Source organism: Sphingopyxis granuli NBRC 100800 (assembly GCF_001591045.1).
In the GTDB taxonomy this organism is placed as follows: domain Bacteria; phylum Pseudomonadota; class Alphaproteobacteria; order Sphingomonadales; family Sphingomonadaceae; genus Sphingopyxis; species Sphingopyxis granuli.
This window is the reverse complement of record NZ_BCUA01000037.1, coordinates 1-17,673: the sequence shown is the minus strand read 5'-3', so window position 1 is coordinate 17,673 and position 17,673 is coordinate 1. Positions and strand designations below refer to the sequence as shown.

17 protein-coding genes and 1 pseudogene are annotated in these 17,673 nt (G+C 68.1%); 16 read left to right on the top strand and 2 right to left on the bottom strand.

Annotated features, from left to right (window positions below; genetic code table 11):
- Window positions 1-180 precede the first annotated feature (180 nt).
- The 15 genes from SGR02S_RS10440 to SGR02S_RS10370 all read left to right on the top strand — a co-directional run bounded on the left by SGR02S_RS10440 (window position 181) and on the right by SGR02S_RS10370 (window position 13,685).
- The gene (locus tag SGR02S_RS10440) at window positions 181-3,330 is read left to right on the top strand and encodes an intermembrane phospholipid transport YdbH family protein (RefSeq protein ID WP_082797084.1); all 3,150 of its coding nucleotides are present in this window, start codon (window positions 181-183) and stop codon (window positions 3,328-3,330) included.
- On the top strand, window positions 3,327-3,542 hold the full coding sequence (locus SGR02S_RS10435; protein WP_067108972.1) for a YnbE family lipoprotein: 216 nt from the start codon (window positions 3,327-3,329) through the stop codon (window positions 3,540-3,542). Before SGR02S_RS10440 ends, SGR02S_RS10435 begins: the two co-directional genes overlap by 4 nt.
- A 28-nt stretch (window positions 3,543-3,570) precedes the next feature.
- Window positions 3,571-3,969, top strand: a complete 399-nt coding sequence (locus SGR02S_RS10430; RefSeq protein WP_067108969.1) for a YdbL family probable chaperone protein — start codon at window positions 3,571-3,573, stop codon at window positions 3,967-3,969.
- A 96-nt stretch (window positions 3,970-4,065) separates the two neighbouring features.
- Entirely contained in the window at window positions 4,066-4,566 is a 501-nt protein-coding gene (locus tag SGR02S_RS10425) for an AtpZ/AtpI family protein (RefSeq protein WP_419964904.1), read from the top strand.
- A 54-nt stretch (window positions 4,567-4,620) separates the two neighbouring features.
- Window positions 4,621-5,403 carry a F0F1 ATP synthase subunit A gene (locus tag SGR02S_RS10420; RefSeq protein WP_067109020.1) on the top strand — a complete coding sequence of 261 codons (783 nt, stop codon included), beginning with the start codon at window positions 4,621-4,623 and terminating at the stop codon, window positions 5,401-5,403.
- Window positions 5,404-5,444: 41 nt separating this feature from the next.
- The gene (locus tag SGR02S_RS10415) at window positions 5,445-5,675 is read left to right on the top strand and encodes a F0F1 ATP synthase subunit C (protein WP_067108963.1); all 231 of its coding nucleotides are present in this window, start codon (window positions 5,445-5,447) and stop codon (window positions 5,673-5,675) included.
- A 94-nt stretch (window positions 5,676-5,769) separates the two neighbouring features.
- Entirely contained in the window at window positions 5,770-6,267 is a 498-nt protein-coding gene (locus tag SGR02S_RS10410; RefSeq protein WP_067108960.1) for a F0F1 ATP synthase subunit B family protein, read from the top strand.
- Window positions 6,260-6,808, top strand: a complete 549-nt coding sequence (locus tag SGR02S_RS10405; protein ID WP_067108957.1) for a F0F1 ATP synthase subunit B family protein — start codon at window positions 6,260-6,262, stop codon at window positions 6,806-6,808. The genes SGR02S_RS10410 and SGR02S_RS10405 overlap by 8 nt, the downstream gene beginning before the upstream one ends.
- A gap of 125 nt (window positions 6,809-6,933) precedes the next feature.
- Window positions 6,934-8,868, top strand: coding sequence for an excinuclease ABC subunit UvrC (gene uvrC, locus SGR02S_RS10400; protein WP_067109017.1), 1,935 nt, complete (start codon window positions 6,934-6,936; stop codon window positions 8,866-8,868).
- 50 nt (window positions 8,869-8,918) lie between these two features.
- Window positions 8,919-9,311: a PaaI family thioesterase gene (locus tag SGR02S_RS10395; protein ID WP_067108954.1), complete on the top strand. Its 393-nt coding sequence runs from the start codon at window positions 8,919-8,921 to the stop codon at window positions 9,309-9,311.
- Complete coding sequence (gene recO / locus SGR02S_RS10390; RefSeq protein ID WP_067108951.1) at window positions 9,299-10,051, top strand: DNA repair protein RecO; 753 nt, start codon at window positions 9,299-9,301, stop codon at window positions 10,049-10,051. The genes SGR02S_RS10395 and recO overlap by 13 nt, the downstream gene beginning before the upstream one ends.
- A gap of 166 nt (window positions 10,052-10,217) precedes the next feature.
- Window positions 10,218-11,273: a 3-isopropylmalate dehydrogenase gene (gene leuB / locus SGR02S_RS10385; protein WP_067108948.1), complete on the top strand. Its 1,056-nt coding sequence runs from the start codon at window positions 10,218-10,220 to the stop codon at window positions 11,271-11,273.
- The gene (locus tag SGR02S_RS10380) at window positions 11,270-12,478 is read left to right on the top strand and encodes a trans-sulfuration enzyme family protein (protein WP_067108946.1); all 1,209 of its coding nucleotides are present in this window, start codon (window positions 11,270-11,272) and stop codon (window positions 12,476-12,478) included. The genes leuB and SGR02S_RS10380 overlap by 4 nt, the downstream gene beginning before the upstream one ends.
- A gap of 17 nt (window positions 12,479-12,495) precedes the next feature.
- Entirely contained in the window at window positions 12,496-12,897 is a 402-nt protein-coding gene (apaG, locus tag SGR02S_RS10375) for a Co2+/Mg2+ efflux facilitator ApaG/CorD (protein ID WP_174521650.1), read from the top strand.
- The gene (locus SGR02S_RS10370; RefSeq protein ID WP_067108945.1) at window positions 12,894-13,685 is read left to right on the top strand and encodes a LysR family transcriptional regulator; all 792 of its coding nucleotides are present in this window, start codon (window positions 12,894-12,896) and stop codon (window positions 13,683-13,685) included. The genes apaG and SGR02S_RS10370 overlap by 4 nt, the downstream gene beginning before the upstream one ends.
- On the opposite strand, the gene SGR02S_RS10365 is transcribed toward SGR02S_RS10370, so the two are convergent.
- The gene (locus SGR02S_RS10365) at window positions 13,654-15,006 is read right to left on the bottom strand and encodes a serine hydrolase (RefSeq protein ID WP_067108944.1); all 1,353 of its coding nucleotides are present in this window, start codon (window positions 15,004-15,006) and stop codon (window positions 13,654-13,656) included. The two genes, SGR02S_RS10370 and SGR02S_RS10365, sit on opposite strands and share 32 nt — an antisense overlap.
- A 50-nt stretch (window positions 15,007-15,056) precedes the next feature.
- The gene (gene parE, locus SGR02S_RS10360; RefSeq protein ID WP_067109011.1) at window positions 15,057-17,036 is read right to left on the bottom strand and encodes a DNA topoisomerase IV subunit B; all 1,980 of its coding nucleotides are present in this window, start codon (window positions 17,034-17,036) and stop codon (window positions 15,057-15,059) included.
- 170 nt (window positions 17,037-17,206) lie between these two features.
- On the opposite strand from parE, the pseudogene SGR02S_RS10355 reads away from it, so the two are divergent.
- Window positions 17,207-17,673: pseudogene (locus tag SGR02S_RS10355) on the top strand (outer membrane protein); the annotation flags it as partial.

Below are 17,673 nucleotides of genomic sequence, written 5' to 3'. Positions count from 1 at the left end.
TCAACGGTCATAGAAACGCTTTTGCTTCGATGCGGTGCAATATCTTGCAGCGAAACGGGAATTCCGGCGTTGCTGACAGGAAGGGCAGACCGGGGACGGGGAACGGGCGAGATTGGAATATGACCGCATGACGTCATCGCCGGTTTCGCGATCCGCCACTTTTTCATCGCGGTCGCGCGCATGAGCGAGCCTGTCGCTGCAGATTCGGCATCGCGGCCCCGACTCCGCAAGCGCTGGATTGCGGGCGGCGCATTGATCGCGATCGCGGCGGGCCTGTGGTTCGCGCGCGCGCCGATCGCTGACAGCTTCATCCGTGACCAGCTCGACCAGCGCGGGGTTCCCGCGCGCTACACGATCGAACGGATCGGTTTGCGCACCCAGCGGCTGACCGACATCGTCATCGGCGATCCCGCGCGTCCCGACCTGACCGCGCGCCGCGTCGAGGTCGTGCTCGACTGGGGCTTCACCGGTCCCTATGTGGCGCGGATCGACGCCGAAGGCGTGCGTCTCTACGGCGCCTTCGCCGACGGGCGCCTGTCTTTCGGCGCGCTCGACAAGTTCCGCGATCCGACGAGCACCTCGCCCTTCGTGCTGCCCGATCTGGCAGTGACGCTCGCCGATGCGCGCGCGCGCGTGGGGACGCCGTGGGGCGCCATTGGCGCGGCGCTGAACGGGAAGGGCAATCTGCGCCGGGATTTCGACGGAACGCTCGCGCTGGTCGCGCCGACGCTCGCCGCGGCCGGGTGCAGCGGTCGCGACGTCAGCTTTTACGGCCGCGTGCGCGTGCGTGACGTGCGGCCGCAGCTTGTCGGGCCGCTCCGCGGCGCAAGCCTCGCCTGCGCCGGGGGCAAGCTGACGGCTGCGTCGCCGCAGATTGCGCTCGATCTCTCGCTGTCCGAGGATCTGCGCCAATGGCGGGGTACCGCCGATGCCAGCATTGTCCGGCTCGCGGCGGGACCGGCGGCGGCCGAACGGATCGGCGCCCGCGCGCAATTCTCGGGCGACGCCGGTCGCACCGCGATCAGCGTGGAGGCAGCGATGGCGGGGCTGCGCGCCGATGCCGTCACCGCCGAGCAGGTGGCGCTGACCGCCAGGGCCACGGTCGGCGATCGGGCGCCGAAGGTCGACGGCGAACTGACATTCGCTCGCGCCCGTGCCGGCGAAGCGCTGCGGCGCGCCATCGTTCAGGGTGGCGGCTCGGTCGATGGCAGTCCGGTCGGCCCGTTGGCGGAGCGCGCGGCGACGGCGCTTGCCGCCATGCTCGCCGAAACCGGAGGCAAGGCGCGATTCGCGCTGGCGGGGGAAGGTAAATCGGCCCGGATCGAGCTGGTCGCTCCCGAATTGCGCGGTGCCAGCGGCGCTTATTTCACCGGCAGCGACGACAGCCGCATCGCCTATCTGCTGGGCGCGCCCGAACCCGCCGTGATCGCCGCCGGACAATGGGCATTCGGCGGCGGCGGCCTGCCGTCGGGATCGCTCCAGCTCGACCGGCACGCGGATGGCACGATCGCCGGCGTCGCAACAGTCGAACCCTATGCCGCCGGCGGCGCGCGCCTTGCGCTGGCTCCGGTGCGATTCTCGGGCGGCGCGCTGCTGCGTTTCGCGACCCGCGCCGAGCTGTCGGGGCCGGTCGGAGATGGGCGCGTCGAGCGGCTGTCGGTGCCGCTCGCCGGCGTGCTGGCGCCGAACGGCGCGCTCGCGCTCGACGGCGGCTGCACGCGAATCGGCGCCGACCGGGTCGATGTGGGCGGGTTCCGGCTGGCCCCCACGCGAATCGACTTGTGCAGCCGTCCCAGCGCGCCGCTGCTGAGCGCGGGGCCGCAGGGGCTGCGCGGGCATATCCGCGTCCCGGGCATCGCGCTGCGCGGGACGAGCGGGACCTCGCCCTTCGCTTTCGATGCGCGCGGTGCCGACATCGATCTGGCCGCGATGCGCTGGGCGCTGGCCGGGGCAGAGGTGCGGCTCGGCGAGGGGGACGGCGCGACGCATTTCGCCGCCGCATCGCTGACCGGTCGCCGGGCGGCGCAAGGGATGGGCGGCGACCTCAAGGGCGCGGGCGGCAAGATCGGCGCCGTTCCGCTCATCCTGTCCGACATTGCGGGGGCGTGGCGCTGGGGCCGCGACGGGCTGACGCTCGACGGCGGCGTTCGCCTGACCGACGCAGAGCCCGATGCGCGCTTCTTTCCGCTCGTCGCCGACGGCGCGCATCTGCGCTTCGCGGACGGCACGATCGATGCCGAGGCGGCATTTCGCGAAGAGAAGAGCGGGCGATCGGTCGTCGACACGACGATCACCCACCGGCTCGACAGCGGCACCGGCGCCGCCGACCTCAAGGTCCGCGAGCTGCGATTCGACGATCGGTTCCAGCCCGATCAGCTCACCCGCCTCGCGCTCGGCGTCGTCGCCAACGTCCAGGGATCGGTCGTCGGTGACGGACGGATCGAATGGACGCCCGATGGCGTCACCAGCCACGGCACCTTCGCGACCGCCGACGCGAATCTGGCCGCTGCCTTCGGTCCGGTGACGGGGCTGACCGCGACCTTGACCTTCGACGATCTGATCGGCCTGCGGTCGGCGCCGGGGCAGGTGGCCCGGATCGACGAGATCAACCCGGGCATCCCGGTGATCGGGGGAACGATCACCTATCGGCTGCTCGGCGACAATCGCGTGCGGATCGACGGCGGGCGCTGGCCGTTCGCGGGCGGCGAACTGTCGCTGCACCCGACGACGCTCGATTTCAACGCCAGCCAGACGCGGCGCCTGTCGTTCGACATCGTCGGCGTCGATGCGGCGATCTTCCTCCAGCAGTTCGGCTTCGACAACATCAACGCGACCGGCCTGTTCGACGGGACGCTGCCGGTCGAGTTCGACGGGCTCGGCGGGCGCATCGTCGGCGGGCGGATCGATGCGCGCGCCGGCGGCGGGACGCTCGCCTATGTCGGCGAACTGTCGAACCACAATCTGGGCGCGATCGCCAATTTTGCCTTTGGCGCGCTGCGATCGCTCCAATATGACGACCTGACGATCATATTGAACGGGGATCTGGACGGCGAGATGGTGACCGACATCCGCTTCGGCGGCGTGGGGCAGGGCGAGGGCGCGACGCGCAATTTCCTGACCAAACAGATCGCCCGATTGCCGCTGGTCTTCAACGTCAAGATCCAGGCGCCCTTCCGCCAGCTCATCACATCGGCCAAGGGGTTCTACGATCCGACGCTGCTGATCGAACAGAATCTGTCGACCCTGTTGCGCGTGCAGGAAGAGGCCGAAGCCGCGGCCGCCGCCGCATCGAAACCCGTTCAGCCCCCAGAAAGCGAGCCCATGCCATGACCGCCATCAAGACCGGAGCAAGGAGGCATGCCATCGGCGCGCATGCTCTGGCGAGCCTGATCCTTGCGCCTGCCCTCGCGGGCTGCGTACAGATCGACACGCCGGACAAGCCGATCGAGATCAACCTGAACATCAACATCAAGCAGGAAGTCGTGTATAGGCTGGATGGCGATGCCAAGAAGCTCATCGAGCAGAATAGCGAGATATTCTGACGCGAACTGGATTGGGGACACAAAAGAGATGCGTGTGAAACAGTGGAAACCCGGCACGATGGCGATGGCGGCGATTGCCGCGACAGCCGCGGTGGCGGTCGCCGTTCCCTCGGCGATGGCGCAGCGCGATCCGGCCTATGAACAGGCGCGGGCCGACGGCCAGATCGGCGAGCAGCCCGACGGCTATCTGGGCTTCGTGTCGACGCCGACCGATGCGGTGCGCAAGCTCGTCACCGATATCAACATCAAGCGCAAGGCCGCCTACACCAGCAATGCACCGCAGGGCAGCACGGTCGAGCAGTTCGCCTTCGCGACCGGATGCAACCTGATCGCGAAGACCAGGGCGGGCGAGAAGTACAAGGCGCCCGACGGCCGCTGGCTGACGCGCGACAGCGGCGCGCCGGTCCGGGATTCGCGCTGCCCCTGAGATCACAGCTTCGCAGCGCCCGCGGGCGCTTGATGCCGCCGCGCCCCTAAACGCGGCGGCATTTTTGCGTCCGCAAGAGGCGCGATCCGAACGATATTGCCGCAGCGCAGCAAGATTAAGCCGCGCGCTCGCGTGCGGGCATTGACTTCATGGGGCGGCGTTTCTAAACGGACCGCGCCTCAGGGGTCCCCCGATTTTTCGGGCCTTTTTTCGCAGGCAGAATCGGGGCATTCCGGTTCTGTTTCAGGAGGATGGCGGAAGATGACGGGGAATGGCAGCGATCCGGAACCAGCTTCGGAGGATTCGCGCCTGGTCTCGCTCGAAGAGCGATTGGACCGGGCCGAAGCCGCAGAAGCCAGGCGGGCCGGGGTCAGCGCGCCCGAATCCGACGCCAATTATCGGCTCGGAAACCGGGTTCTGGCCGAATTGCTGGGCGGGATGCTGGGCGGTGCGTTGATCGGCTGGCTGATCGACCGCTTCGCCGACACCTCGCCCTGGGGTTTGTTGGGGATGCTGGCTCTCGGGGTCGTCGTCGCCTTCAGGAATATCTTTCGGATCGCCAATGCCGCATCGCGCGACAAGGGCGGTTCGGCATAGGCTCAAGGTTCAGCCCGGCACCGTCAGGCGCGGGGATAGTTTGGAGTGACGCGCGTGTCCGCAGAGGCCGGTAAATTCGACCCGATGCACCAGTTCACCGTCGAACCGATCGCGAAGCTGTTCGCGGTCGAGGGACGGGAGGTGTGGCTGACCACCAGTGCGGTCTGGATGGCCGCCGCCGCCGTCATCCTATGGCTCTTCATGCTCGGCGGCATGAAGCGGCAGCTCGTTCCCGGGCGCTGGCAGATGGCCGTCGAAGGCTTCACCGGTTTCGTTTCGTCGATGATGTCGACGAACATCGGACCGGAAGGGCGCAAATACACGCCCTATGTCTTTTCGCTCTTCATGTTCATTCTGTTCTGCAACGTGCTGGGAATGGTGCCTTTTGCGCTGGCCGGCCTGCACCCGCTGACCGTGACGAGCCACTTCACCATCACCGGCATCCTCGCGATCCTGTCCTTCGCGATCGTGCTGGTCGTCGGCTTCTGGCGCCACGGGCTGCATTTCTTCTCGCTCTTCGTCCCGCACGGCACGCCGTGGCCGATGATCCCGTTCATCGCGCCGATCGAGTTCGTGTCGTTCATGGTGCGCCCGTTCAGTCTCGGCCTGCGACTGTTCGTCGCGATGACCGCCGGGCACGTGCTGCTGGAGGTGTTCGCGAACTTCATCGTCCAGAGCTCGGGCGCCGGTGTCGCGATCGGGCTCCCGGTCGGCATCGCCAGCCTCGCCCTGATGATCGGTATCAGCGCGCTCGAGCTGCTGGTCGCGGGCATCCAGGCCTATGTTTTCGCCCTGTTGACCTCGCTCTATATCAACGACGCGGTCAATCTTCACTAATCCCGTTTCAATCCAAACGTTTACCTCAAGGAGTTAAGTTCATGGACGCACAAGCAGCGACGCTCATCGGTGCCGGTCTCGCCGCGATCGGCGCCGGCATGGCCGCGATCGGCGTGGGCAATGTCTTCGGCAGCTTCCTGGAAAGCGCGCTGCGCAATCCGGCGGCGGCCGACGGTCAGCAGGGCCGCCTGTTCATCGGCTTCGCCGCGGCGGAGCTTCTGGGCCTGCTGTCGTTCCTGATCGCGATCCTGCTCTATCTGAAGGCGGCCTGACGGTCGACGCCGCGCCGGTTCCGCCGTGTGGCGGGACGGCGCGGCGGCCTTTCGGCGCGCGTGCGCCGGGCAGTCGTCAATCGGAAGAAGAGAAATGCCACAGATCAACCAGCTTGCGGAAAATTGGTTCTTCGCATCGCAGCTTTTCTGGCTCGCGCTGATTTTCGGCGCGGTTTTCGTGGTGATCGGTCTCGGCATGTATCCCAAGATCGAGGCGACCGTCGACGCGCGCGACCGCAAGATCGCCGACGATCTGGCCGCGGCCAAGGCGGCGCACGCCTCCGCCGACGGGCTGGAGGAACAATATCGCCAGCAGAGCGACCTCAGCCGCGCCGCCGCGCAAAAGGCGGTGCAGGATGCGAAGGACAAGGCGGCGCGCGACGCCGAAAAGCGCCTTGCCAAGGTCGATGCCGAACTGGCGGAGAAAATGACGGCGGCCGAAGCCGATGTCGCCGCGGCGCGCGGATCGGCGATGGCCGAGATCGAGTCGGTCGCGGCGGAAGCGGCGAGCGAACTCGTCGCGAAGCTGTCGGGTGTGAAGGTCGCCGCCGCGGACGCGAAGCAGGCGGTGAAGGCGGTGCTCCATGGCTAATCTGACTCTGGTCCTGTCCGAAGCCGCCGGTGCGGCGCATGGCGGCGGCGCGGCGGGCTCGATCCTGTCGTCGCCGAGCTGGTGGGTGGCGCTGGCGATGACGATCTTCCTCGGCGTTCTCGTCTGGAAGAAGGCGCCCGCCGGGATCGGCGCGATGCTCGACAGGAAGATCGCCGAAATCGCCCGGCAGCTCAGCGAAGCCGAACAGCTTCGGCTCGACGCCGAATCGCTGAAGGCCGAATATGAGGCGAAGCTCGCCGCTGCGGCGAAAGAAGCCGAAGAGTTGCGCGCCCGCGCCGAGGCCGAGGCCGAGGGGCTCGTCGCCAAGGCGAAGGCCGACGCGACCGCGCTGATCGGGCGCCGCAAGCAGATGGCCGAGGACCGCATCGCGGCCGCCGAAGCCAGCGCGCTCGCCGATGTGCGCGAAGCGGCGGCAAAGGCCGCCACCGACGCGGCGGCCGCCCTGATCGCCGCCCGGCACGATGCCAAGGCGGACGCGGCCCTCGTCGACAAGGCCATCGCGGCGGTCGCCAAGGGCTGATCGTTCGGCATCGCCGGACCAAGGCGCCCGCGGAAAATCCGCGGGCGTTTTTGTTTCTGGGGGCTATCGCGGCTTTCTGGCCCGCCCCTATGGCGACCCGTCGCGTCATCGCCTACATGGCTGGCATGGCTCGCCCCAACGCTCCCGACCGGTTCAACGAAGAGAAGGCGACCTATGTCGTCCGCGGCAGCGGGGCGGAGGGCGACAAGCCCGACCTGACGCGCGGGGCCGAGGTGATCCGCGGCGTGGTGCGCAAATTGCCGGTGCGGCCCGGCGTCTATCGCATGCTCGATGCGCGCGGCGACGTGCTCTATGTCGGCAAGGCGCGCGCGCTGAAGAACCGCGTCACCAATTACACGCAGGTCGCGCGATTGCCGCAGCGGCTCCAGCGCATGGTCGCTCAGACGCGCGCGATGGAGATCGTCACCACCACCAGCGAGGCCGAGGCGCTGCTGCTCGAAGCGCAGCTCATCAAGCGCTATCGCCCGCCCTACAATGTGCTGCTGCGCGACGACAAGAGCTTCCCCTTCATCCTGCTGCGCGCCGACCATGATTTCCCGCGCGTCCAGAAGCACCGCGGCGCGCGGCGCGCCAAAGGGCGCTATTACGGGCCGTTCGCGAGCGCCGGGTCGGTGAACCGCACGCTCAACGCGCTGCAAAAGACCTTCCTGCTGCGAAGCTGCACCGACAGTTTCTTCGCCAACCGCTCGCGTCCCTGCCTGCTCTACCAGATCCGCCGCTGTTCGGCGCCGTGCGTCGGGCGGATCGGCAAGGCGGATTATGCCGAACTGGTGAGCGACGCGCAGGATTTCCTCGAAGGCCGCTCGACCGCGGTGCAGAAACGGCTCGGCGCCGCGATGACCAGGGCCGCAGAGGCGATGGACTATGAACTGGCGGCGGTGCTGCGCGACCGGCTGAAGGCGCTGACCTTCATCCAGGGCAGCCAGTCGGTCCACGCCGACGGGCTGGGCGACGCCGACGTCTTCGCGCTCGCGGCGAAGGGCGGGCAGCTCTGCGTCGCGGGCTTCTTCATCCGCGGCGGGCAGAACTGGGGGCATCGCAGCTTCTTCCCCGCGCATGTCGCGGGGGTGCCCGAGGCCGAGGTGATGGCGAGCTTCCTGATGCAATTCTACGAAGGCGTGCCACCGCCCAAGCTGATCCTCGTCGACCGCGAGCCCGACGATTGTCCGCTGCTTGCCGAAGCGCTGAGCGAAACGGCGGGACGCAAGGTGGAGATCAGCGTGCCGCAGCGCGGCAACCGCCGCCGTCTCCTCGAACAGGCGGTGCGCAACGCGGGGGAGGAACTCGACCGCCGGCTGGCGGAAAGCAGCACGCAGGCGAAGCTCGGCCGCGAACTCGCCGAGCTGTTCGACCTCGACGAGGCGCCGCAGCGCATCGAAATCTACGACAACAGCCATATCCAGGGGACCAACGCGCTCGGCGCGATGGTCGTTGCGGGGCCCGAAGGCTGGATCAAGGGCGCCTATCGCAAGTTCAACATCAAGCGCGCCGAGACGCAGCCCGGAGACGATTTCGCGATGATGCGCGAAGTCTTCCAGCGCCGTTTCGCGCGCGCGATCGAGGAAGATCCCGAACGGACCAGGGGCGAATGGCCCGATCTGGTGCTGATCGACGGGGGACGCGGACAGGTATCGGCGGTCTCGACCGTGTTCGCCGAACTCGGGATCGACGATCTGCCCTATGTGGGCGTCGCCAAGGGGCCCGACCGAAACGCGGGGCGCGAGACTTTCTATCTGCCCGACGGGCGCGAGTTCACGCTGCCCCCCAACAATGCGGTGCTCTTCTATATCCAGCGCCTGCGCGACGAGGCGCACCGCTTCGCGATCGGCGCGCATCGGCAGAAGCGCGCGAAGGCGATGGGGTCGTCGCCGCTCGACGAGGTGCCGGGGATCGGGCCGGCGCGCAAGAAGGCGCTGCTCATGCATTTCGGCACCGCGCGCGCGGTGCGCGGCGCGAGCCTCGAGGATTTGCAGAAGGCGCCCGGAGTGAGCGCGGGCGTCGCGCAGGCGGTGTATGATTTCTATCATGCGGGGGGATGATCTTTGATGCCCTCCTCTTCAGAGGAGGGGGTGAAAGGGAAGGATAGACTATGGATTTTGCAGCCGCGATGCCGCTGGCAGGAACGCTGGGCGTCACCATCCACGAAGGAACGAAGGATCGCGTCGCGGGCAAACTGCCCGTGCGCCCCGAAATCTGCACCGCCGGGCAGATCGTCCATGGCGGTGCGATCATGGCCTTTGCCGACTGCCTTGGCGCGGTGGGCGCGTTCCTGACGCTGCCCGAGGGGGCGAGCGGCACGACGACGATCGAGAGCAAGACCAATTTCCTCGGCGCCGGTCCCGAAGGATCGGTGCTGATCGGCGAGGCGACGCCGGTCAGGATCGGCAAGCGGCTCTCGGTATGGCAGACGCGCATCCGGACCGAGGACGGCGCCGATGTCGCGCTGGTGACGCAGACGCAGATGGTGCTTTGGCCAGCCTGACCGCCGAGGCGATCGTCTGCGCGGTGCGTGCGCACGGCGAGCATGGCGCGATATTGCGCGCGTTGACGCGCGAGGCGGGGCTGGTCGCGGGCTATGTGCGCGGTGGCCGCTCGCGGCGCCTGCGGCCGATCCTGATGCCGGGGAATCTGGTCGCGCTCGACCTGCGGGCGCGGACCGAGGAGCAGCTCGGCGGCGCGACGGTCGAGCTGCTGGCGAGCCGGGCGCCGCTGCTTGCCGAGCCGCTGCCCGCGGCGGCCATCGAATGGGCGACCAGCCTGACCGCGGCGACGCTGCCCGAAGCGCAGCCCTATCCGGCCCTCTACGTCGCGCTGGCCGCCGTTCTCGATGCCATCGGCGTTGCGCCATCGGCGCGGCAATGGGCGCTTGCGCTCGGGCGCTATGAATTGTTGCTGCTCGCCGAACTCGGTTTCGGGCTCGACCTCGGCGAATGCGTCGTGACGGGAACGTCCGACGATCTGGCCTATGTCAGCCCGAAGTCGGGTGGCGCCGTAAGCACGGCCGCCGCCGCCGGATATGAAAGCCGGCTTCTCCGCCTGCCGCCGTTCCTGCGCAACGATCGGCCCGACGGGACGGCGGCCGAACCCACGATGACGGATGTCATCGATTTTCTGGCACTGACCGGGCATTTTCTCGACCGCGACGGGCTCGACGGGCGCAACCGCGACTTGCTGACGGCAAGGGAAAGATTGCTCGACCGGCTCAAGAGGGCGGTTGCGTGAAGCGACCAGCCTGCTTAGAGCGTCCCCGTCAAACCAAGGCCATCCGCTTCCTCCGTTTGTGCTGAGCTTGTCGAAGCACCGTCCTTCTTTCGACGGCGTGACAGAGAAGACCAGCCCGGCGACACGTTCAGGGCGAACGGCCAGATCCGGACGGGAAGGCGAAGCATTGAAGATCCTGCTGCTGGCCGGCGACGGCATCGGTCCCGAAATCATGGCGGAGGCCGGGAAGGTGCTGGACGCGCTGGCGCTGCCGGTGACGCTCGACCGCGCGCTGGTCGGCGGCGCAGCCTATGAAGCGAGCGGCCACCCGCTGCCGCCCGAAACGCTGGCAAAGGCGAAGGCGGCCGATGCCATTCTTTTCGGCGCGGTCGGCGATCCGCGCTTCGATGCGGTCGAGCGCCATCTGCGGCCCGAACAGGCGATTCTGGGCCTGCGCGCCGAACTGGGGCTGTTCGCCAACCTGCGCCCCGCGAAGCTGTTTCCGGGGCTCGAAGACAGCTCCGCGCTGCGTCCAGAGGTCGCGTCGGCGATCGACCTGCTGATCGTCCGCGAACTCAACGGCGACGTCTATTTCGGCGAGAAGGGCACGCGCACGACCGCAGGCGGCGAGCGCGAGGGCTATGACGTCATGGCGTACAGCGAGAGCGAAGTGCGGCGGATCGCGCAGGTCGCCTTCCGCGCGGCACAGGGGCGCGGCAAGCGGCTCTGCTCGGTCGACAAGGCCAATGTCCTCGAAACCTCGCAGCTCTGGCGCGACGTGGTGATCGAGGTCGCGGCCGAATATCCCGACGTCGCGCTCAGCCACATGTATGTCGACAATGCCGCGATGCAGCTCGTCCGCAATCCCGGCCAGTTCGACGTGATCGTCACCGGCAATCTGTTCGGCGACATATTGTCCGACCAGGCGTCGATGTGCGTCGGCTCGATCGGCCTGCTCGCCTCGGCCTCGCTGGGCAAGGGACGCCGCGGGCTCTACGAGCCGATCCACGGCAGCGCACCCGACATCGCGGGCAAGGGGATCGCCAACCCGCTGGCGATGATCCTGTCGCTCGCCATGCTGCTGCGCCATTCGGGCGGCGACGAGGCGAATGCGGCGCGGATCGAGGCGGCGGTGGGGCAGGTGCTCGCCGACGGTTGCCGCGGCGCCGACCTTGGCGGCACGATGGGAACGACCGCGCTCGGCGATGCGGTGGTTTCGGCTTTGAACGGACAGGGCAGATGAAGAAGACGACGGGTTTCGATCGCGACAGGACGCGCCGCTGGCATCCGGCCACGCAGGCGGTGCGCGGCGGCACGTGGCGCAGCGAGCATGGTGAGACGTCGGAAGCGCTCTTCCTGACCTCGGGCTACAGCTACGACAGCGCGGAGAGCGTCGCGGCGCGCTTCGCCGGCGAAGAGCAGGGCATGACCTATTCGCGCCTGCAGAACCCGACCGTCGCGATGCTCGAGGAACGCATCGCGCTGATCGAAGGGGCCGAGGCGTGCCGCGCGCAGGCGAGTGGCATGGCGGCGATGACCACGGCGCTGCTGTGCCAATTGTCGGCGGGCGACCATATCGTCGCGGCCAAGGCGGCGTTCGGGTCGTGCCGCTGGCTCGTCGACACGCTGTGCCCGCGCTTCGGGATCGAATCGACGGTGGTCGACGGGCGCGACAATGCCGCATGGGAAAGGGCGATCCGCCCCAATACCAAGGTCTTCTTCTTCGAGACCCCCGCCAATCCGACGCTCGACATCGTCGACATGGCGCATGTTTGCGGGCTCGCGAAGGCGCACGGCATCACCAGCGTCGTCGACAACGCCTTCGCGACCGCGGTGCTCCAGCGCCCGCTCGACTATGGCGCAGACGTCGTCGCCTATTCGGCGACCAAGCTGATGGAAGGACAGGGGCGCGTGCTCGCCGGCGCGGTGTGCGGCAGCGCGGCGTTCATCAACGACGTCCTGCTGCCGTTTCAGCGCAACACCGGTCCAAACCTGTCGCCGTTCAGCGCGTGGGTGGTGTTGAAAGGCCTCGAAACGCTCGACCTGCGCGCGCGGCGCCAGTCGGAGAATGCGCTCGCGGTCGGCAAGGCGATCGAGGGACGCGTCGCGCGCATGCTGCATCCGGGGCTTCCCAGCCACCCGCAGTACGAACTGGCGGCGCGCCAGATGGAGGCGTGCGGACCGATCTTCGCTTTCGACCTGCCCGGCGGCGCCGCGCAGGCGATGGCCTTCCTCAATGCGCTCGAACTCGTCGACATCAGCAACAACATCGGCGACGCGCGCAGCCTGTGCTGCCATCCGTGGACGACCACCCATTATGGCGTCAGCCCCGACGTGCGGCTCGACATGGGCGTCGGCGAGGGGCTGCTGCGCGTCAACATCGGGCTGGAGGATCCGCGCGACGTCATCGCCGACCTCGACCAGGCATTGACCAGGGTGGGGCTTTGAGCGACCTTGCCCGGACGATGATCGACTCTCTCTTCCCCTTTGCGGCGACCACCGGGCCGATCACCGTGCGCGTGGCGGTGAGCTATCTGCCCGAACAGTCGCATCCGGCCCTCGGTCGCTGGTTCTGGGCCTATCACGTCCGGGTCGAAAATGACGGCGCGGTCGCGGCGCAACTGATCAGCCGCCATTGGCGGATCAGCGACGGACGCGGCCAGGTGAGCGAGGTCGAGGGTGAGGGCGTCGTCGGCGAACAGCCGCTGATCGCGCCCGGCGCGTCGTTCGACTATGTATCGGGCTGTCCGCTGTCCACCCCCGAAGGGTCGATGGTCGGCAGCTATATGATGGAGATGGGCGACGGATCGCAGATGCTCGTCGCGATCCCGCAATTCCCGCTGGTGGCACCGGCAACCGCGTCATGAAGCGCACCCACCTGCCGCTGAACGCCCTGCGCGTGTTCGATGCCGCTGCCCGGCACCTCAGCTTCACGCGCGCCGCCGACGAACTGGCGGTGACTCCCGCCGCCGTCGGGCAACAGATACGCGCGCTGGAGGATATGCTCGGCGTCGTCCTGTTCCGCCGCACCCCGAAGGGGCTGGAACTGACGGGAGAGGCGACCGCCGGGCTCGACGCGCTGCGGCAGGGGTTCCTGATGTTCGAGGAATCGGTGCGCGCGATGCAGGCGGGCCAGTCGTCGCAATCGCTGACGATCGCCGCGCCGCGCGACCTGACCGCCAAATGGCTCGCGCCCAGGCTCGCGCGTTACAGCCAGCAGGCGCCCGACGTCCGCTTCACGCTGGTGTCGGCCGACGACGGCATCGACTTCACCGAGGCGAACCTCGACCTCGCGATCTTCTGGACCGACGGCGCCGGCGAGCATGAGGGCGTGCCGCTGTCCGAAGCGCATATGGTGACGGTCGCGGGACACGGCAGCGAGAGCGAGACGCGCATCGCGTGGCCCGGCTGCCCGGTCGAGGACGGCGAGCCCGCGCTGCGGCTCGGCGATGCGGGCCTTGCGATCGACGCCGCGGCGAACGGGCTGGGGCAGGCGAATGTCCCGGCGATGCTGGCGGAGGCCGATCTGGCGGCGGGGCGCGTCCGGCTGGTGCGCGAGCCTTTCGCCGTGAAGCGCGGCTACTGGCTCGTCGCCCCCTTGCCGCAATGGCGGCAGGCGAAGGTCAAGGCGCTGGTGGCGGCGCTGACGGCGTGACGCCATCCTTCGCCGCGAGGGCGAGGAGGCGCGTGACGAGGCCGACCAGTTTCGCGCCGTCGAGGTCGGCCTTGTCATTGTTCCAGCTTGCCGTGACGACGAACCATTTGCCGTCGACCTTGCGCCGTCCGAGCAGGCTCATCGACAGCACTCCCAGTTCGGACCCGCCCTTGTAGCCGAGCCACGACCAGTCGGCGGCGGCCGCAGGACCCACGCCGTTGTTGATCGCCATTGCCGCCATTGCGGCATCCGACCGGCGCGCCTTCAGGTCGACGAGCACCCGCGCGACGTCCATCGGCGAGGCGAACCATTCGAGATCGTCGATGAAGCGCGGTTCGCCGCCGAAGCTGACGCCGTCGACCTGGGCGAGCGTGAAACGATGGCGGTTCGCGTCGAGGATCCGCCGTTGCTGCGCGTCGTTTCCGGCGATGAAGGGCGCGCGCAGGTCGGCGAAATTGTCGCCCTTGAGCGCGAAAGCCTCGACCGTGGTCAGGAAGGGGATGTTGCGCGACGGCGCGCTGTGGCCGGCGGCCCGCATCCGCGCCTCGATCCGCTCGCGGCCCAGCAGGTGGATCAGCGTGTCGGCCGCGCCATTGTCGCTGACCGAGATCATCCAGTTGGCGAGCGTCTGCAGCGTGACCGGCGTGTCCGGCGGCCAGTTGCCGGTGGCCGCGGACGAGAAGCTGAGGTGCGACAGCGGCACGACGTCGCGCCAACGCCGCTCGCCCGCCGCGACCGCCGCCGCCAGCTCGTCGAGGACATAGAGCTTGAAGGTCGAGCCGGTGGCGAACTGCCGGTCGGGATTGGCGCTGGCGATCGGGCGGATCGCGGCCCCGTCGATTTCGGCGACCAGAAAGCCGCTGCGCCCCGGCAAGGCCGCGATTTCCGCCGTCACGCGCTCCATAGTGTCGTCGGACACCGTGAAGCCGGTGAACTGCAGGCCGGTGATCCGCGCTTCGGGCGGCGGGCCGATGTCGAGGCGGACCGTCGCGATGCCGCGCTCGAACCGCAGCCGCACCGTTCCCGACCGGCCATTGTCGGACGCCGTGCCGGCGATCGCAATCGGCTGGCCATATTGCGCGATCAGGTTCGCCGCGATCGCGCGGAACTGCGCCTCGGGAACCGCGGTCTGAAAGGATGGGGCAAAGCTGTCCGCAAAGGCGACGCGTCCCATGAGCAGGCCGACGATCTGTCCCGCGCGCGCGTCGAAGGACGGCACCACCGGTGCGGCGGTTTCGGCGGGCTGCGCAAGCAGCGCAGGAGCGGGGAGCGCGGCCGCGAGCAGGAGGGAGGAGAGCAGGGCGGTGCGGAGGCGGGTCATGGCGTCGTTTTCCCTTCTGCCCTCTTCGCCTTCAGAGGCGTTGACCCGCCTCAGGCGTCGATCGCCGCCTCGTCCAGCGTCGCGGCATTGGCCTGGATGAACTGGAAGCGATGCTCGGGGTGCTTGCCCATCAGCCGGTCGACGAGGTCCTTGACCTGATGCCGCCCTTCATATTCCTGCGGCAGGGTCACGCGCAGCAGCGAACGCGATTTCGGATCCATCGTCGTTTCCTTGAGCTGGTTGGGGTTCATTTCCCCCAGCCCCTTGAAACGGCCGACCTCGACCCGCTTGCCCTTGAAGACGCTCGCTTCCAGCTCGGCGCGATGCGCATCGTCGCGCGCATAGGCCGTCATCGCACCCGCCGTGAGCCGATAGAGCGGCGGCTGCGCGAGATAGACGTGCCCGTTCCGCACGATGTCCGGCATCTCCTGAAAGAAGAAGGTCATCAGCAGCGTCGCGATATGCGCGCCGTCGACGTCGGCGTCGGTCATGATGACGATCTTGTCGTAGCGCAGCCGGTCGGCGTCGCAATCCTTGCGCATCCCGCAGCCGAGCGCGAGCGCGAGGTCGGCGATCTCCTGATTGGCGCGGATCTTGTCCGCGCTGGCGCTCGCCACGTTCAATATCTTGCCGCGGATCGGCAGGATCGCCTGCGTCTTGCGGTCGCGCGCCTGCTTGGCGCTGCCGCCGGCGCTGTCGCCCTCGACGATAAACAATTCCGTGCCTTCGGGGCCGTCGTTCGCACAGTCGGTGAGCTTGCCGGGCAGGCGAAGCTTGCGCGCGCTGGTCGCGGTCTTGCGCTTCACCTCGCGCTCGGCCTTGCGCTTGAGCCGCTCCTCCATCCGTTCGAGGATCAGGCCGAGCAGCGCGCGGCCCCGGTCCATATTGTCGGACAGGAAATGGTCGAAATGGTCGCGCACCGCATTTTCGGTCAGTCGCGCGGCTTCGGGGCTCGACAGCCGGTCCTTGGTCTGGCTCTGGAACTGGGGATCGCGGATGAACACCGACAGCATCATCTCGCCGCTGTTGAACACGTCGTCGGCGGTGATCTGCGCTGCCTTCTTCTGCCCGATCAGTTCGCCGAAGGCGCGCAGCCCGCGCGTCAATGCGGCGCGCAGCCCCGCCTCGTGCGTGCCGCCCGCCGGGGTGGGGATGGTGTTGCAATACCAGGCGTAGCTGCCGTCCGACCACAACGGCCAGGCGATCGCCCATTCGGCACGCCCCTGATCGCCCGGAAAATCCTGCCGCCCGACGAAAGGTTCGGCGGTCGCGCATTCGCGCGTCCCGATCTGGTCCTTCAGATGGTCGGCGAGGCCGCCGGGAAACTGGAACACCGCCTCGGTCGGCGTGTCGTCGCCGATCAGTTCGGGCGCGCATTTCCAGCGGATCTCGACCCCCGCGAACAGATAGGCCTTGGCGCGCGCCATGCGGAACAGCCGCTGGGGCTTGAAACGGCCATGCTCGCCGAAGATCGCCGGGTCGGGAACGAAGCTGACGCTGGTGCCGCGCCGGTTCGGCGTCGTGCCGAGCGCTTCGAGCGGCCCCTGCGGAACGCCGCGAGAGAAATGCTGGCGATACAATTGCTTGCTGCGCGCAACTTCGATGATGGTTTCGACCGAAAGCGCGTTGACGACGCTGACGCCGACCCCGTGCAGGCCGCCCGACGTCGCATAGGCCTTGCCCTCGAACTTGCCGCCCGAATGGAGCGTGGTCATGATGACCTCGAGCGCCGATTTGCCAGGAAATTTCGGGTGCGGGTCGATCGGGATGCCGCGGCCGTTGTCGACGATCGTCAGCCGGTTTCCGACATCGAGCGTCACCTCGATGCGGTTGGCATGACCGGCGACCGCTTCGTCCATGCAATTGTCGATGACCTCGGCGGCAAGGTGGTGCAGCGCGCGCTCGTCGGTGCCGCCGATATACATGCCGGGACGGCGGCGGACAGGCTCAAGCCCCTCCAGAACCTCGATCTGCGAGGCGTTGTAGCTGTCGGTCGCGGGGCTGGCGGCATCGAACAAATCGTGACTCATGGTCTGGCTATAGGAGGGCGCGAAGGGGGCTGGCAAGCGCGGTTTTCGGACCCTTTCATGCATCGCGCGCGGCGCTCGGCTCGTCGCATTTCGCGGTGGCGCAGGAACTTCGCGCGCACACCGCGGGTTTGGGGGGCGGCTGCAAAGCCACCGAATAATGGAGAAATAACATGCGATTCCCCTCCCTTCTTGCCGCCACGGCGGCCACGGTCCTGGCCGTCCCGGCGATGGCGCAGGACAATCACGACCCGGCGCAGGACTTCAACGGTCCCTATGTCTCGATCGGCGGCGGCGGCACGCTCCAGGGCAGCGACCGCGGCGAGACGCTGGTCTTCGACACCAACCAGGACGGCGCCTATGGCGACCCGGTCCTCGACGCGGCGGGCGGCGATGTGTTCGCGCCCGGTTTCTGCAACGGCGCGGCGACGAGCACCGCCAATATCGGGTGCCGCAACGACAAGGACGGCCCCGAATATTTCGGGCGGATCGGCTATGATCGCCGCATGGGCAATTTCGTGCTCGGCGCCGTGATCGAAGGCGGACGCAGCGAGGCGCGCGACAGCGTCAGCGGTTTCTCGGACGCCGGCGACAGCTATATGATGAGCCGCGAGGCCGACTGGCAGGCGGGCGCCCGCCT

What these genes read in the sequence shown, in the direction of transcription:
- parE (WP_067109011.1), bottom strand. Translation starts at nt 17,036, where the DNA reads ATGAGTCACGATTTGTTCGATGCCGCCAGCCCCGCGACCGACAGCTAC.
- SGR02S_RS10430 (WP_067108969.1), top strand. Translation starts at nt 3,571, where the DNA reads ATGCGTGTGAAACAGTGGAAACCCGGCACGATGGCGATGGCGGCGATT.
- SGR02S_RS10380 (WP_067108946.1), top strand. Translation starts at nt 11,270, where the DNA reads ATGAAGAAGACGACGGGTTTCGATCGCGACAGGACGCGCCGCTGGCAT.
- uvrC (WP_067109017.1), top strand. Translation starts at nt 6,934, where the DNA reads ATGGCTCGCCCCAACGCTCCCGACCGGTTCAACGAAGAGAAGGCGACC.
- SGR02S_RS10440 (WP_082797084.1), top strand. Translation starts at nt 181, where the DNA reads ATGAGCGAGCCTGTCGCTGCAGATTCGGCATCGCGGCCCCGACTCCGC.
- apaG (WP_174521650.1), top strand. Translation starts at nt 12,496, where the DNA reads ATGATCGACTCTCTCTTCCCCTTTGCGGCGACCACCGGGCCGATCACC.
- SGR02S_RS10365 (WP_067108944.1), bottom strand. Translation starts at nt 15,006, where the DNA reads ATGACCCGCCTCCGCACCGCCCTGCTCTCCTCCCTCCTGCTCGCGGCC.
- SGR02S_RS10370 (WP_067108945.1), top strand. Translation starts at nt 12,894, where the DNA reads ATGAAGCGCACCCACCTGCCGCTGAACGCCCTGCGCGTGTTCGATGCC.
- SGR02S_RS10395 (WP_067108954.1), top strand. Translation starts at nt 8,919, where the DNA reads ATGGATTTTGCAGCCGCGATGCCGCTGGCAGGAACGCTGGGCGTCACC.
- SGR02S_RS10410 (WP_067108960.1), top strand. Translation starts at nt 5,770, where the DNA reads ATGCCACAGATCAACCAGCTTGCGGAAAATTGGTTCTTCGCATCGCAG.
- SGR02S_RS10435 (WP_067108972.1), top strand. Translation starts at nt 3,327, where the DNA reads ATGACCGCCATCAAGACCGGAGCAAGGAGGCATGCCATCGGCGCGCAT.
- SGR02S_RS10405 (WP_067108957.1), top strand. Translation starts at nt 6,260, where the DNA reads ATGGCTAATCTGACTCTGGTCCTGTCCGAAGCCGCCGGTGCGGCGCAT.
- SGR02S_RS10415 (WP_067108963.1), top strand. Translation starts at nt 5,445, where the DNA reads ATGGACGCACAAGCAGCGACGCTCATCGGTGCCGGTCTCGCCGCGATC.